This window comes from Streptomyces sp. NPDC048258, assembly GCF_043201995.1.
Taxonomy (GTDB): domain Bacteria; phylum Actinomycetota; class Actinomycetes; order Streptomycetales; family Streptomycetaceae; genus Streptomyces.
Map to the genome: position 1 here is coordinate 23,634 of NZ_JBICZH010000027.1, position 14,655 is coordinate 38,288.

Here is a 14,655-nt window from a genome sequence, read left to right on the forward strand (position 1 = left end):
CGCCTCCAGGCTCCGGCTCTCCCCGGCACGCGATCACTTGATAGGTGTTGAGGTATGCAGGACAACCAGGTAGTCAGGCTCGAAGAAGTCAGCCGGTGTTACGCGGCCGGGTCGTCGGCGCAGGTGCGCGCCCTCGACGGGATCTCCCTGACCTTCGAACACAGCACCTTCACCGCCGTGATGGGCCCCTCGGGCTCGGGCAAGAGCACCCTGCTGCAGTGCGCGGCGGGGCTCGACCGGCCCGACTCGGGCCGGGTCGTCGTGGACGGCGTCGATCTGGGCCCGCTCGGTGAGAAGGCCCTCACCGAACTGCGCCGGGACCGGATCGGCTTCATCTTCCAGGCGTTCAACCTGCTCGGCGCGCTCACCGCCGAGCAGAACGTGGGGCTGCCGCTGCGGCTGGCCGGCCGCCGTCCGGACCCCGCCGGGGTACGGGCCGCGCTCGCGCAGGTCGGGCTCGGCGAGCGCGGCGGGCACCTGCCCTCCCAGCTGTCCGGCGGCCAGCAGCAGCGCGTGGCCATCGCCCGGGCCCTGATCAGCCGTCCGAAGGTGCTGTTCGCCGACGAGCCGACCGGGGCGCTGGACAGCAGCTCCAGCCGGACCGTGCTGAAGCTGCTGCGCGGTCTGGTCGACGAGCAGGGGCAGACCACGATCATGGTCACGCACGACCCGGTCGCCGCCTCGTACGCGGACCGCGTCATCTTCCTCGTCGACGGCCGGGTCACGGACGAGATGCACAAGCCGACCGCGCAGCGGGTGGCCGAGCACATGGCGCAGCTGGAGGCCGAGCCGGAGCCGGCCGCAGAACCCACCGGGGAAGCCGCCGCGGAGCCCGTCCGGATCGACGGTGGCCGGTGATGGGCATCTCGCTCCTGCTGCCCGTGGCCGTGGCCACCCTGCGCAAGCGGTGGCTCGGCTTCATCGGCTCCTTCGTCGCCCTGACCCTGGGCGTCGCCCTGATCGCCGCGTCGGGGCTGCTGGTCAGCACCTCGGCCGGGTTACAGAACAACGACCCGTCGGCGCCGTCGCTGAAGAAGCTGCTCACCTTCATGGCGGGCATGTCCGGCTTCGTGTCCGTCTTCGTCGTCGCCTCGACTTTCGCGTTCGCGGTCGCCGGGCGGCGCCGCGAGACGGCGCTGCTGCGGGCGGTCGGCGCGACCCCGCGCCAGGTCCGGCTGCTCGTCCTCGGCGAGGCGGTCGTCGTCTCGCTGGCCGCCTCGGTCTGCGGGGCGCTGCTGGGCCTGGGCGTGGCACCGCTGTTCGCCCGCTGGCTCGTCTCGCGCGGCGCCGCTCCCGAGGGCTTCACCGTGGACATGAGTCCGGGGCCGCTGCTGATCGCCGCAGCGGTCGAGGTCGCGGTGGCGGTGGTCGGCGCGTACGCGGCGGCCCGCCGGGCCGGCCGGGTGCGGCCGGTGGAGGCGCTCGGGGACGCGGCCGTCGACGGCCGGGTGATGACGCTCGGCCGCTGGCTGTGGGCCGTCGGCTACCTCGTCGTGTTCGCGGCCGTGCTGGCCCTGTTCACCACGATGCCGCCCGGGATGGACCAGGACCCGCAGTTGCGCGATCCGCAGAACATGCCGGTCTGGTCGCTGCTGATCGACGTCATGGCGATCATGGCGGTGGCACTGTTCGCCCCGCTGCTGGTCCCTCCGCTGGTGCGGCTGCTGACCCTGCCGGTGCCGCTGGCGTCCGGCGCGGTGGGCCTGCTCGCCCGGCAGAACGCGCTGGCCTCGGTCCGCCGTACGGTCTCCACCGCGACCCCGATGTTCCTGGTGATCGGCCTGACCGGCACGGTGGTCGGCTCGACCCTGACCTTCGGGGACGCCAGGACCCTCCAGTCGCGGGCGGCGCTCAGCGCGCAGTACGTCGTCGAACCCGACGGCGGCGCCCCCGCCTTGGCCCCGGCCACCGTGGAGCGGCTGCGCGCGCTGCCCGGCGTACGCACCACCACGGTCCGCGGCGCACTGCTCACCGGGCTCGACGGCGGCGCGGCCACGGGCGCGGCGGCCTCGGGCACCATCGCGGCGACCGCCGTCGACGGGGACGCCGCCGCCACCTGGAATCTCCCCACCGAGGCGGGCTCGCTGGAGCGGCTCCAGGGCTCCTCGGTCGCCGTCTCCAGTTCGCTGGCCACGGCCAACGGCTGGCAGGTCGGCGACAGTCTGAACACCACGCTGGACGACGGCACCCCCGTCGCCCTGAGCGTGGTGGCACTGGTCAAGACCCCGCTGAGCCTGGCCGAGGTGCTCCTGCCGTACTCGGTGGTGGCCGGGCACCTGGCCGGGAACCCGCAGCCCACCGCCGCCTTCCTGGCCACCCCCGAAGGAGCCGCGGCGCCGGTGCTGGACGGCACCACCGGGGCCAAGGTCACCGCGGCCGCCGCGTGGGGCGGGGACGACGACCCCCGGTCCCGCTCCGACTGGATCGCGATGATCGCCATCCTGGGGCCGGCCCTGCTCTACGCGCTGATCGCGATCGTCAACACGATGATGATGTCGACCGGCGACCGGCTGCGGGACTTCTCCACGCTCCGCCTCACCGGCGGCAACGACCGCCAGGTGCTCTCCATGGTCGGGGTCGAGGCGCTGCTGACCGCCGCGACCGCCACGGCGCTGGCGCTGCTGGTCACCACCGGCACCCAGGCCGCCACCCTGATGCTGATCGAGCACCGGGTCCTGGATTCCGGCTCGTCCCTTCCCCTGACTCTGCCGTGGCCGGCGATCGGCGCCGCGGCCGCCGCCGGACTCGGCCTCGCCCTCGTCTCCAGCCTGCTGCCCGCCCGGCTCGCGTTGCGCGCGCGGGCGCTGGACCTGGCTTCGGCCCGTCAGTGACCGGCCACGGCAGGGGAACCGGTGGCCCGGACGGGGCGCTCGACGGGCAGCGACTGGACGTGGAGCAGCACCAGGGGGTGGAAGCGGAAACTGTCCCCGGCCATGACCCCCAGCGCGCCCGGAGAGCGGACCAGCTCCAGCAACGAGCCGTCGACGAGGCGCTCCACCAGGTCCTCGGCCCGCCGCACCGGCAGACCGAGGACGGTCGCGGCGGAGGCCGCGGAGAACGGCCGCTCTCCGAGCACCGAGAGGCGGGCCAGCAGCTCGCGGCACTCGGTGTCGGTACGCCCCAGCCAGTCGGCCAGCGATCCGGCCACGTCCAGCTCGCCGAAGGAGAGTTCCTCCAGCCGGGTCCGCTCGTCCGCCAGCCGCTGGGCCAGCCGCGCCACGGACCAGTGCGGGCGGGAGGCGAGGCGGGCTCCGGCGATGCGCAGGGCGAGCGGTAGGCCGGCGCAGGCGTCCACGAGCCGTTCCGCGGCCGCCGGTTCGGCGGTGGTGCGGGCCGTGCCGACCGCCCTGGTGAGCAGGTCGAGCGACTCGTCGCGGTTCATCGGGCCCAGAGCGAGCGTGTGCGGACCGGTCGCCGCGGCGAGGTGGACGTGCCCGGTGACCAGCGTCGCGCTGTACGGTCCGGCCGGCAGGAGCGCGGCGAGCCCGGCGCTGTCGGCCGCGTTGTCCAGCAGGACCAGGAGCCGGCGGCCCGCCGTGCGGGTGCGGTAGGTCCGCACCAGTTCCTCGATGTCGCGCACAGCGGACTCGGGCGGTTCCTGGCCGAGCGCGCGCAGGAACCGGACCAGCACATCACGCGGGTCCTTGGCGCTGCCGTCCGGCCCGGCCAGGTCGGCGTAGAGCTGCCCGTCGGGGAAGTCCGCGCGGGCGGCGTGCACGGCGTGCACCGCGAGGGCGGTCTTCCCGATGCCCGCCATGCCGGTGATCAGGCAGCGGCGCGCCGCGGCGGGGGCCCCGTCGGCCGAGGGGGCGAGCAGGCGGCGCAGCGCGGCCCGTTCGCGGGCCCGGCCGGTGAAGGCGCCGACATCGGGCGGCAGCATGAAGGGCGACGCGTCGGCGGGGGCGGCCGCGAATTCGCCGGGAGCGGCGGCCACGGCTTCGACGGGCATGGGCAGCGGCCGGGCCCCCGAGCGGGGGCCTACGAGGATGCGACGGACGGGGACGGTGACGCCGACGGGCCCGCGGGCCGGTGCCATGGCGGACACGGACGCGGGCGCTGCCTGCGCGCCTTGCGGTTCGAGGTCCAAAGTGGCGCACAGCAGGGCCTGATGGGCGGCTTTCAGAGCGCTGCCGGGTTCCACGCCCAGTTCGTCGGCGAGCAGCGAACGGCCCTCGTGGAAGACGAGGAGCGCGTCGGCCTGCCGCCCGCACCGGTACAGCGCCGTCATCAGCTGGGCGCGCATCCGCTCGCGGAGCGGGAAATCGGCCACCAGCCGGGTCAGTTCGGCGACGATCTGCTGGTGCCGGCCGAGGGCGAGATCGGCCTCGATCCGGTTCTCCAGCGTGGCGGCCCGCCACTCCTCCCACTGCGGGACTTCCTCTTCCGCGAGGATGTCGGTGACGTTCACCAGCATGGGGCCCTGCCACAGGTCCAGAGCGTCGCGCAGCAGGGTGCCCGCCTCGGCATGGCGGTGTTCCTGGAGCGCCTGCCGGCCGAGCCGGTCGAGCCGCTCGTATTCGACGATGTCCACGCGGCTGTCGCCGGCCCTGATGGCATAGCCGGGCGGGCGGCGCTCCAGGGTGACCTCCGGGTCCAGGAGCTTGCGCAGCCTGGAGACGTACGTGTAGATCTGCGCGCTCATCGTTGCCGGCGGGTCGGCGCCCCACAGCAGGCTGCTGAGCCGGGTGTCGGGAACGACCCGGCCCCGGGCGAGCAGCAGGGCCGCGAGAAGGGTGTGCATCTTCGTCCCCGAGAGCGCGATCCGCGCGCCCTCGCGGGTGGCCTCGACCGGGCCGAGCAACTGGAAGTCCATGGTGTCCTGTCGACGACGGCGGGTGCAGGCTCTGTGCACCACCATGGCCGAAGGCCCTGTCCCGCCGATGTCGGATCGATTTCGACCCTCGACAGCGGCACGCCCCGGCGGCGAAATAGGAGCAACATCATCCCGACAGAGGCGCTCCATAGCTTCTTCCCGTCGCCCCGGACCGGAGGCGGCGCAGTGGATTTGACGAGGGGACCCCGTATGCGAAGCACCCGCACCGTTCTCGCAGGCATCCTTTGTTCCGTGGCCGCCTCCGTGGCCTTCACGGTGGGGTCGGCGGGACAGGCGTCGGCGAGCGGGCTGCCCGCCGCCACCGCGGTCCAGAGCGGACTCGAGGACGAGGTGCCGTGGACCGGTCCGAATCCGGAGGTGCCCTGGACGGGTCCGATCCCGCTCGTGATCATCGTGGTCACCGAGGCCGGCGACATCGTCATCGACACGGTCGAGGTCCCCTGGACCTGAGCGTCCCCGCGACGGACACCGGATCAGGGCACCGCCGTCGGCGGTGCCCGCGCCTTCCGCCGTCCTCAGCTCTCCAGTACGCGGACCAGGTCCTGCGGCGCTACGGGTCCGCCGGCGGCGGTCACGGTCAGCAGCACCCGCTCCACCCGGTCCCGCCATACGGGGGCGCGCAGTTCCTCGAACACGACCCGGGCGGACTCCAGCCTGCGCAGGGCGTCGGGCGCGCCGCGCACGGCGAGCGCGCATCCGAGGTCGGCCTCGATACGGGCCTGGAGGAAGCGGTCCGACACCTCCTCGGCCACCTCCACCGCCTGGAGGAGCACGCTCTCGGAGCCCTCGTGCTCGCCCTGGCGCCAGCGGGCCTCGCCGATCCCGCGCAGCGCGTGGGCTTCGCCGAGCCGGTCGCCGTCCTCGCGGGTCAGGGTCAGCACCGTGAAGCAGGTGGTCTCCGCTCCGGCCGGGTCGCCGTGCCGCAGCAGGGCCTCGGCCAGCCGGTAGGTGTTCTGGGTCTCGCCCCGGACGCTGCCCGCCTCGCGGCTCTTGGCGATGGCCTGCGTGCACAGGGCTATGCCCTCGGCGAGGTCGCCGCGTTCGAGTGCGAGCTGGGCGAGCAGGCCCAGGGCGTGGGACTCGCCCGCGGTGTCGCCGGCCGTCCGGAAGCCCTCCAGGGCCTCGCGGGCGTCCCTCGTCGCCCCGTCCAGGTCGCCGGAGAAACGCGCGCACAGGGCCAGGTTGCGCAGGGTGACGGCGCGGCCGTGCACTTCGCCGCACGCGTCGAAGAGGGCCAGCGCGCGGCCGAGCAGCGGCTGGGCGTCCTTGTAGTGGTGCTGGTATATCGCCAGGGTGGCCAGGGAGCGCAGCATCGTGGCCTCGCCGAGGGTGTCGCCCGTGCGGACGGCCGAGGCCACGGCGTGGCCGGCGCAGGTGCGCCAGTCCTCCAGGTAGTTGTGGGCCTCGAAGAGGGTGGTGCTGTTGAGGGTCAGCCCCCAGGCATAGGCGGCGAAGTGGTCGGTGGCCGCGCACTGGCTGATGACGTCGCCGAGGGCGACGCGTTCGGACTCGAACCATTCCATGGGGTTGGCGAGGAGTTCGTCGACGAGGCGGGCGGGCAGCGGGTAGGGGGACACCCGGCCGTACGCCACGGCGTGACTACCGCCGTATGTCCGCTCGCGGGCCGCGTCGGCGACGTGCAGCCAGCCGCCGTACGCCCGTTCCAGGGCGGCCGTGCGCTCCTCCTCGCTCTCCTCGACCTGGGCGCATTCCCAGGCAAAGAGCCGCAGTAGGTCCTGGAAGCGGTAGCGGGTGATGGGGCCCGAGCAGGGGGCGACTTCGAGGAGCTGGTTGTCCACGAGCTGTTCGATGAGGTCTTCGGCGTCGATCGGTTCGGCGTCGACGAGGGCCGCGCCGACCCAGGCGGCGAAGTCGGGCACGCTGAGCAGTCCGAGCCGGCGGTAGAGCTGCCGGGTGGCCGGTGTCAGGTCGCGGTAGCTGAGTCTGAACCCGGCGCGTACGCCGCCCTCTCCCGGGCTCAGTTCGTCGAGCCGGCGCCGCTGGTTCTCGAGCCGGGTGACCAGGCTCTGTACCGACCAGTGCGGTTTGGCGGCGAGGCGGGCGCCCGCGATGCGCAGGGCGAGCGGCAGCCGGTCGCAGAGCTCGCCGAGGCGTTCGGTGGCGCTGGGGTCGGCGGCGATCCGCTCCGCGCCGGCGACCTCGGCGAGCAGCCCGGTGGCCTCCTGCGCGGACATCACGTTCAGGCCGATGCGCAGGACGGCGTAGTCGCCGATCAGGTCGTCCATGAGGTCGCGGCCGGTGATGATCACGCAACATCGGCCGTTGCCGGGCAGCAGCGGCTGGATCTGCCGGAAGGAGCGGGCGTTGTCGAGGACGATCAGGACGCGTTTGCCGCCCAGCACGCTGCGGTAGAGGGCGGCCCGGTCGCCGGGGTCGGCGGGGATCTGGGGCGCCGGGACGCCGAGGTCGCGCAGGAAGCGGTCGAGCGTGGTGGCGGGGGAGACCGGTTCGTACGTCTCGTCGTAGCCGCGCAGGTCGGTGAAGAGCTGGCCGTCGGGGAAACGGGCGGCGATCTGGCCGGCCCACTGGATGGCCAGGGCGGTCTTGCCCACGCCTGCGATACCGCTGATGGCGGCCATGGTCAGCGGTGACTGGCCCAGGCGTTCGTCGAGCATCCGGTCGAGGGCGCTGAGTTCCTTGGCGCGTCCGGTGAACGAGGCGGAGGCGGCGGGCATCTGGGCGGGGACGTGGGTCGGAGGGGCCGGGGCGGGGTCGACGGGCGGCTGGGTGAGTTCGGGTGAGTCGCTCAGGACGAGGTCGTGCAGGCCTTGGAGGATGGGGCCGGGCTCGATGCCCAGTTCCTCCACGAGGAGCCCGCGGCCCTCGCGGAAGAGGGCGAGGGCCTCGGCGCGGCGCCCGGAGCGGTAGTGGGCCAGCATCAGGTGGGCGCGGGCCTGTTCCCGCAGCGGGTTCTCCCTGACCAGCGCGGAGAGCTCGGGGATGAGGGCACGGTGGCGGCCGAGCTGCAGCCGCAGCCCGGCGTACTCCTCGTGGACGTCCAGGCGCAGCTCCTCCAACCGGGTGGCCTCCTGTTCGACACGGGGGCCGGTGACTCCTTCCAGGGCGCGGCCGCGCCACAGGGAGAGTGCTTCGGCGTACGCGTCGCAGGCCTCCGTGTTCTTTCCGCTGCGGGCCAGCTCCCGGGCCTGGCGGACGGCGTCGTCGAAGGCGACCACGTCGATGCGGTGTTCGAGCGGATTGAGGACGTAGCCGGGGTGGGACGTCGTGATCAGGGGGGTGGCGTCCGCGGTGCCCCCGGAGGCGGCGGCGCCCTTGAACACCTTGCGCAGGCCGGCGACGCAGATGGCGATCTGGTTGCGGGCGGTGGTGGGTGCGCCGGACGGCCAGACGGCGTCGATGAGGCTGTCCACCGAGACGATCCGGCCAGGTGCCAGCAGCAGCATGGTCAGCACCGTCCGCTGACGGGCTCCGCCGAGGTGAACCGACACTCCGTCAATTTGCACGTCGAGTGGCCCCAACAGGCTGAATAACACCTCTCGCATCGCTGCGACCCCCTGAACATCCCCTGCGGCGCGTCCCCCACGCACCTCCCCATACGATCAGTTACCGGCGGGTAGATCTACTTTCAACGACTCTTTGGATCACATCCCGGATATTGCTCTCGCCAACAGCGATGTGGGCACGTGGAGATTCCGTACAGGCGAGTAGGGGTTCCGTAATATTCCGGCCTTCCAGTCTGATGCGCATCGGTGCCGGGAGATCCCCGGCGCCCACTCGTTGGAGGCTCCTGATGCGCCGTCGACTCGCCGCCGTGACTGCCACCGCCGTGGCCGGAATCGTCGCTCTCGCCACCCCGGCCGCCGCCGCCCCGGCCGACAAGCCCCAGATACTCAGCAGTTGGACGCAGACCAGCGCGTCCAGCTACAACGCCTGGGTGTCCGCCCGCGCCAACCAGGGCAGCTGGTCGGCCTACGGATTCGACTGGTCGACCGACTACTGCTCTTCCTCCCCGGACAACCCGTTCGGCTTCCCGTTCCAGACGGCCTGTGCCCGCCATGACTTCGGCTACCGCAACTACAAGGCGGCCGGCTCGTTCAGCGCGAACAAGTCGCGGCTCGACGACGCCTTCTACGCCGACCTCAAGCGGGTCTGCTCCGGCTACTCGGGGGTGTCGCGGACCTCGTGCGACTCCACCGCCTGGACCTACTACCAGGCCGTCAAGGTCTTCGGGAACACCGCCGCCGTCGACAGCGGCGCGTCCGCCTGACCCACCTCTCAACTCCCCAGGAGCGGGATCCGCGCGTTGGGCGACGGACGGTAGGCGGGCGCGGCCGGGAGGTCGGACGGCCCCACCCCCGCCCTCAGCAGCTCGGTGACGACGGCCGTCGCGAGCGCGGTCGCCAGCTCCCGGCCCGGGCAGCGGTGGGCGGCGGCGCCGAAGGTGAAGACCACGGGATCCGCCCGGTCGGGGAGCAGCAGGTGCGGCTCCGGGTTGACGGACGGGTCGCGGTTGGCGGCGGCGAGCAGGACCAGGATCTGCGCGCCCGCCTCCACCTTCACGTCCCCGTGGACGAAGGGCTCCGCGGCGAAGCGCCGGGTGTTCTGCACCGGGGCGTCGTACCGGACCACTTCGCGGACCAGGGCTTCGGCGGCCCGCGCGGTGCCCGGTACGGCGGCGCCGCGGGCCAGGGCGACCAGGGTGTTGCCGATCAGGCCGGCGGTGGCGTCGTAGGTCTGGGAGAGGAAGCCGACGGCGTTGGACAGCAGGGGCGCGGCCGCGGCCCAGGAGGCCCGGCCGGCCGCCCGGACCAGCTCGCCCAGCAGTCCGTCCGCGCCGGACTCGATGCCCGGGCCCAGCAGTTCGCGCAGGCGCTCCGCCGCGCGGGCCGCGGCCCGCTGCTGACCGGGGGTCGCGGAGGCCGGGATGCACTGGACGAAGTCGCCGACGGCGCGGGCCGCTTCCCGGTCCGCGCCGTCGGCGAGCCCGCACAGGGCGGCGACCACGCGCGCGGGGACGGCGGTCATCAGCTCCTCGTACGGGGGCGGGCCGCCGGCGGCCAGGGCCTCGTGGGTGAACTCTGCCGCGAGACGGCCGGCCCGGGCCGTGTCCGCGCTGCCCAGCGCCTGCGTCACCACCGCCTTGAGGCGGGTGTGGGTGTCGCCGTCGGTCATCCGGACCAGGTCGCCGAAGACCTCGCCCGCCGCGGTGCCGGTGATACCGGCCGGGACCGGTTCGGCCGGCGGGCGCACCCGCAGGGCCCCGGAGCCGAGTACCGCGCGGACGGCCGCGGCGTCGGCGGCGACCCAGGCGCCGAGCGTCCGGTCGTACGCGAAGGGCGAGTCCGCGACCAGGGCCGCGTAGAAGGGGTAGGGGTCCGGCAGCCGGACCGCCTCGACCGGGGTGGTGGTCACAGGTGGCCGCCTCCGTCGGCGAGCAGCGCGTTGGCCTCGGCGTAGGGGAGCGCGTCCGCCCCGAAGCCGAAGGTGCCGTACTCGGTGATCTCGCGGGCGGCCCGGGTGAGGGCACCGAGCGCCGCGCGGGACAGGGCCGATCCGGTGCTGATCCGGCGCACGCCGAGGGCGCCGAGCTCGGTGACGGACAGCTTCAGGGCGCCGCCCATCAGGACGTTGACGGGCCGGGTCACCGAGGAGCAGACGGCCGCGACGGCCTCGGCGTCGGGCAGGGCCGGGGCGTAGAGCACGTGGGCCCCGGCCGCCTCGTACGCCTGGAGGCGGCGGATGGTGTCGTCGAGGTCGGGCCGGCCCTGGAAGAAGTTCTCGGCGCGGGCGGTGACGGTGAACGGGAAGCCGAGGCCTTCGGCGGCCTCCACGGCGGCGGCCACCCGCTCCACGGCTTCGGCGAGCGGGCGCACCGGGTCCTCGTCGCGTCCGGTGGAGTCCTCGATCGAACCGCCGACCAGCCCCGCGGCGGCGGCGAGGCGGATGGTCCCGGCGACGTCCTCGGGCTCGTCCCCGAAGCCGCTCTCCAGGTCGGCGGTGACGGGCAGGTCACAGGCCTCCACGATCAGGCGGGCGTTGTCGAGGATCTCGGCGCGGCCGACCCGGCCGTCGGGGCGGCCGAGGCTGTGGGCGAGGCCGGCGCCGGTGGTGGCGAGGGCCGCGAAGCCGAAGCCGGCCAGGATGCGCGCGCTGCCCGCGTCCCACGGGTTGGGGACGACGAAGGGCCGGGGGCCGTGGTGCAGCTCCCGGAAGGCGACGGCCCGCCGGTGCTGGGCGTCGTCGGTGTGGGCCATGGGTTCCTCGCTGTGCTGGGGCGTCGGGCCCCGGTGGGAGCCCGATCGGCTCAACGTACCTGCCCTCCGTACGAGTTCCCCGACCGGGCGCGCGAGGCCGGCGCCGCTCCTGCCCGTGGCTCAGGCGTGGCACTCCGGGCGGCGGCCGTGGTGGACGGCCATCTCCTCGAAGAGGGCGCCGATGTCCAGCGGGGCGCCCTCGGGCAGCCCCCGCTCCTCCGCGTACCCGCGGTGCAGGTTGGGGAGCAGGCGCTCCGCGTCCAGCAGTGCGGCGTACGGGCCGAGGTCGGTGGCACGCGCCAGTTCGATCGGGCTCGCACCGGCCGCGGCACCCTCCTTGGCGAGCCCCTGGACCCAGCGCAGGTACGCCTCGTTGGCGTCGAGGATCTCGGGGCCGCCGACCGGGCCGTGGCCGGGGACGAGCGTGGTGGCGCCGAGGGCGCGCAGCCGCTCCAGGGCGCGCAGGGAGCCCGCGACGGAGCCCATGACACAGAAGGGCGTGACCCCGTTCATCGCGAGGTCGCCGGTGAACAGCACTCCCTGGTCGGGCAGCCAGACGACGGTGTCGTCGACGGAGTGCGCGGCGGGGCCGATGTGGATGAGCTCGGCCCGGATCGCGCCCACGTGGAGCGTCATGCGGTCCTGGAAGGTCAGTTCCGGCGGGGTGATCTCGATGTCGCCCCAGCAGACGTCCGGCCACAGGCCGGCCATGTGCAGCCCGGCCGTCCCGACCATGGTGCGGGTCCGCTCGTGGCCGATGACCAGGGCCTCGGGGAAGACGCAGTTGCCGTAGGTGTGGTCGCCGTGGAAGTGGGTGTTGACCACGGCGTGCGGCGGTCGCGGCGCCAGCCGCAGGGCGGCGCGGCGCAGGTTCCGGGCGCGGGCCTCGGTGGCGGCGGTGTCGATCAGCACGCTCCGGGTCCCGTCGGTGAGGATGCCCGCGTTGTTCAGGCACCAGCCGCCGTCGGGCTGTACGTACGCGTGGACACCGTCGGCCACCTCGGTGACATGCACGGGATACCCCTTTCGGGTTCAGGCGGGAAGGTGCGGGCGCACCCGGTGCGCGGTGGCGGCCACGGCGGCGCCGACCGCGAGCACGGCGCTGCCCATCAGCAGGAAGTAGACGGACAGCGGGAGCACCGCGGTCAGCCGGAAGAGCTGGCCGCCCAGCACCACGCCGACCGCGGCGAACATGCCGTTGAGGGCGAGGAAGCGGCTGGTGAAGCCGGGCGGGGCGACGGCCGCGGCGAGCGCGAGTCCGGCCGGGGCGAGGACGATCTCGCCGAAGGAGTAGAGCAGGTAGACGCCGATCAGCCAGGCCGCGGAGACGGTTCCGTCCTGGGCCAGCAGGGCGGCCGCCGCCATGACGACGAAGCTCAGGCCGGCCGCGCCCAGCGCCGCGGCGAACTTCGTGGTCACCGGTCCGCGCAGCCTCGTCACGAACGGGGCGAGCAGCAGGACGAACAGCGGGTGGACGGACTGGAACCAGCTCGCCGGCACGTCGAAGCCGAGGACGGCGCGGTCGGTGTGGCGCTCCGCGAAGAGGGCGAGCACCGAACCGCTCTGGGCGAAGATCATCCAGAAGGCGGCGGAGGCCCCCATCACCCCGGTGAACGCCGAGAGCCGCTTCCCGTCGACGGGTGTGCGGCGGCGCAGCGTGCGCAGGTAGAGGAACGGCAGGGACAGGGTGGACAGGCCCAGCAGTGCCAGCACCGCCGTCAGCGGCAGCGCGCCGGCCGCGACCGCGGTCACGGCGGCCGCGGCGACGGCGAGGCCCGCGGCCGCGCGCCGCAGGGCGGTACGGGCCTCCGCGCGCGAGACGGGGCGCACCGGGGACCGGCCGACGTCGTCGAAGGCGCGCAGCCCGATGCCGAACTGGGCCAGACCCGCCGCCATGCCGAAGGCGGCCGCGGCGAATCCGAGGTGCCAGGCGACCTTCTCGGCGAGCAGTCCGGTGACGACGGGGGCGAGCAGCGCGGAGACCTGGATGCACATGTAGAAGCGGGAGAAGGCCGCTTCGCGCTTCTCGGCGCCGCTGACGGCGGCGACCATCGCGGCCAGCGAGGGCTTGGCCAGGCCCGTACCGGCGACGATGAGCGCGAGTCCGGCGTAGAGCGCGGGTGCGGTGGTGATGGACAGGACGGCGTGCCCGGTGGCGATGAGGACGCCGCCCAGGAGCACGGCCCGGCGCGCGCCGAGCACCCGGTCGGCCAGCCAGCCGCCGGGCAGTCCGGCCATGAAGTTCAGGGACATGTACGCGGCGAAGACGGCGGTGGCGGTCTGCGAGGCCATGCCCAGGCCGCCGTCGGCGGGGGCGGCGGTGAGGTAGAGGACCAGGATCGCGGCCATCCCGAAGAAGCTGAACCGCTCCCACAGGTCGACGCCGAGCAGCGTGACGAACGCCCGCCGTGCCCTGGGCCCGGGCGGGGCGCCGCCGGACGCCATGGGCGGCACGTAGATCCGCGCGGCGGTCGGCGTGTCCTCGCCCGGCAGCGTGGCGCCGCTGGGGTCGTGCGACCGGGTCGGGCTCTCCACGGCAGTCTCCTTCGGGCGGTTGCGGCGCTGGCCTTCCATCCTGCGGAGCCGCACTCGGCGGAGGCTGGTGCCGCCCTGGAGACCCGGTCCGGGCGGCCGGGCGTGCGGGGCAACCGGGACGCGGACGGGGCCGGTGGCTCGGAGATCCCGAGCGCACCGGCCCCGCGTGGCGTTACCAGGTCAGTTGAAGATGTGGAGGTGCTCGTCGACCCAGTCGCGCAGCGTCAGCGGCGCGTTGCCGGTGATCTTCTCCACGTTGTCGAAGACCTCGAAGTCCCAGGCGGCCGACTGGCGCTTGAGCTCGAGCAGGCCTGCGAGGCGGGGGCCGCCCCAGCCGAGGCGGTCGTACTCCGCCTGGGCTTCGGCGGTGGTGCGCTCGACGACCTTGACCGGCTGGCCGAGGGCCTCGCCGATGATCTCGCCCTGGCGCTTCGGGGTGTAGGCCTCGGCGCCGGTGAGGGTGTACGTCTGGCCTTCGTGGCCGGAGGTGGTCAGGACCTTGGCGGCGACGGAGGCGATGTCGCGGGGGTGGATCATCGCGGAGACCGGGTCGCCCTCGGTGTAGTACATCGTCTTGTCCGCGGCGATGGTCTGGGCGTAGCTGTAGAGGTAGATCATGAAGGTGCCGGGGCGCAGGATGGTCCACTGGAGCCCGGATTCCCGGATGACCTGCTCACCGAGGCGGTGCCCGTTGCTGAGCGGGTCGGTGGCGTCGAAGTGCACGCCGCTGGTGGACATCTTGACGAGGTGCTTGACGCCGGCCTCGCGGGCGGCGGCGACGAGGGTGGTCTCCTGGACCGGGCCCTCGGGGCCGTAGCCCGGCGGGACGACGAAGACGCGCTCGACGCCGGCGAGGGCGGCGGGCAGGGTCTCGGGCTTGTCGAAGTCGCCGGCGACGACCTCGACGCCGGCGGGGAAGTCGGCCTTCTCGGGCGAACGGGTCATGGCCCGGACCGGGATGCCCGCGGCAGCCAGCTGAACGACGAGTTCGGAGCCGACGTTGCCGGTGGCGCCAGTAACCAGAATCATGCGTTTTGTCTCCTTGGTGCG

Annotated in this window: 11 protein-coding genes; 4 read left to right on the forward strand and 7 right to left on the reverse strand. The window is 73.8% G+C overall.

The genetic code is table 11. From position 1 onward, the window contains the following. Positions 1 to 54: 54 nt before the first annotated feature. Together ACGFYQ_RS37055 and ACGFYQ_RS37060 are read left to right on the forward strand one after the other, a co-directional pair. On the forward strand, positions 55 to 858 hold the full coding sequence (locus ACGFYQ_RS37055) for an ABC transporter ATP-binding protein (protein ID WP_393750914.1): 804 nt from the start codon (positions 55 to 57) through the stop codon (positions 856 to 858). After that, positions 858 to 2,831, forward strand: coding sequence for an FtsX-like permease family protein (locus tag ACGFYQ_RS37060; protein ID WP_393750916.1), 1,974 nt, complete (start codon positions 858 to 860; stop codon positions 2,829 to 2,831). Before ACGFYQ_RS37055 ends, ACGFYQ_RS37060 begins: the two co-directional genes overlap by 1 nt. Here the strand turns inward: ACGFYQ_RS37060 and ACGFYQ_RS37065 are convergent. After that, entirely contained in the window at positions 2,825 to 4,858 is a 2,034-nt protein-coding gene (locus ACGFYQ_RS37065; RefSeq protein WP_393750918.1) for a BTAD domain-containing putative transcriptional regulator, read from the reverse strand. The two genes, ACGFYQ_RS37060 and ACGFYQ_RS37065, sit on opposite strands and share 7 nt — an antisense overlap. Positions 4,859 to 5,065: 207 nt before the next feature. On the opposite strand from ACGFYQ_RS37065, the gene ACGFYQ_RS37070 reads away from it, so the two are divergent. After that, positions 5,066 to 5,284 (forward strand): hypothetical protein, encoded by a 219-nt coding sequence (locus ACGFYQ_RS37070; protein WP_393750920.1) that lies wholly within the window; start codon positions 5,066 to 5,068, stop codon positions 5,282 to 5,284. Between the two features lie 65 nt (positions 5,285 to 5,349). Here ACGFYQ_RS37070 and ACGFYQ_RS37075 read toward each other — a convergent pair whose 3' ends face one another. Beyond that, positions 5,350 to 8,304, reverse strand: coding sequence for a BTAD domain-containing putative transcriptional regulator (locus ACGFYQ_RS37075; RefSeq protein WP_393750922.1), 2,955 nt, complete (start codon positions 8,302 to 8,304; stop codon positions 5,350 to 5,352). Between the two features lie 302 nt (positions 8,305 to 8,606). On the opposite strand from ACGFYQ_RS37075, the gene ACGFYQ_RS37080 reads away from it, so the two are divergent. Beyond that, positions 8,607 to 9,083 (forward strand): phospholipase, encoded by a 477-nt coding sequence (locus tag ACGFYQ_RS37080; RefSeq protein WP_393750924.1) that lies wholly within the window; start codon positions 8,607 to 8,609, stop codon positions 9,081 to 9,083. Between the two features lie 8 nt (positions 9,084 to 9,091). Here the strand turns inward: ACGFYQ_RS37080 and ACGFYQ_RS37085 are convergent, their stop codons facing one another. From ACGFYQ_RS37085 to ACGFYQ_RS37105, 5 genes are all read right to left on the reverse strand, one after another. Beyond that, positions 9,092 to 10,228 (reverse strand): cytochrome P450, encoded by a 1,137-nt coding sequence (locus ACGFYQ_RS37085; protein ID WP_393750926.1) that lies wholly within the window; start codon positions 10,226 to 10,228, stop codon positions 9,092 to 9,094. Next, entirely contained in the window at positions 10,225 to 11,070 is an 846-nt protein-coding gene (locus ACGFYQ_RS37090) for an isocitrate lyase/phosphoenolpyruvate mutase family protein (protein ID WP_393750928.1), read from the reverse strand. The genes ACGFYQ_RS37085 and ACGFYQ_RS37090 overlap by 4 nt, the downstream gene beginning before the upstream one ends. Positions 11,071 to 11,190: 120 nt before the next feature. Beyond that, the gene (locus ACGFYQ_RS37095) at positions 11,191 to 12,084 is read right to left on the reverse strand and encodes an MBL fold metallo-hydrolase (RefSeq protein WP_393750930.1); all 894 of its coding nucleotides are present in this window, start codon (positions 12,082 to 12,084) and stop codon (positions 11,191 to 11,193) included. 18 nt (positions 12,085 to 12,102) lie between these two features. Next, complete coding sequence (locus tag ACGFYQ_RS37100) at positions 12,103 to 13,605, reverse strand: peptide MFS transporter (RefSeq protein WP_393750932.1); 1,503 nt, start codon at positions 13,603 to 13,605, stop codon at positions 12,103 to 12,105. Between the two features lie 180 nt (positions 13,606 to 13,785). Next, positions 13,786 to 14,634 carry an SDR family oxidoreductase gene (locus ACGFYQ_RS37105; protein ID WP_393750934.1) on the reverse strand — a complete coding sequence of 283 codons (849 nt, stop codon included), beginning with the start codon at positions 14,632 to 14,634 and terminating at the stop codon, positions 13,786 to 13,788. Positions 14,635 to 14,655 lie beyond the last annotated feature (21 nt).

What these genes read in the sequence shown, in the direction of transcription:
- ACGFYQ_RS37055 (WP_393750914.1), top strand. Translation starts at nt 55, where the DNA reads ATGCAGGACAACCAGGTAGTCAGGCTCGAAGAAGTCAGCCGGTGTTAC.
- ACGFYQ_RS37060 (WP_393750916.1), top strand. Translation starts at nt 858, where the DNA reads ATGGGCATCTCGCTCCTGCTGCCCGTGGCCGTGGCCACCCTGCGCAAG.
- ACGFYQ_RS37065 (WP_393750918.1), bottom strand. Translation starts at nt 4,858, where the DNA reads ATGGTGGTGCACAGAGCCTGCACCCGCCGTCGTCGACAGGACACCATG.
- ACGFYQ_RS37080 (WP_393750924.1), top strand. Translation starts at nt 8,607, where the DNA reads ATGCGCCGTCGACTCGCCGCCGTGACTGCCACCGCCGTGGCCGGAATC.
- ACGFYQ_RS37090 (WP_393750928.1), bottom strand. Translation starts at nt 11,070, where the DNA reads ATGGCCCACACCGACGACGCCCAGCACCGGCGGGCCGTCGCCTTCCGG.
- ACGFYQ_RS37105 (WP_393750934.1), bottom strand. Translation starts at nt 14,634, where the DNA reads ATGATTCTGGTTACTGGCGCCACCGGCAACGTCGGCTCCGAACTCGTC.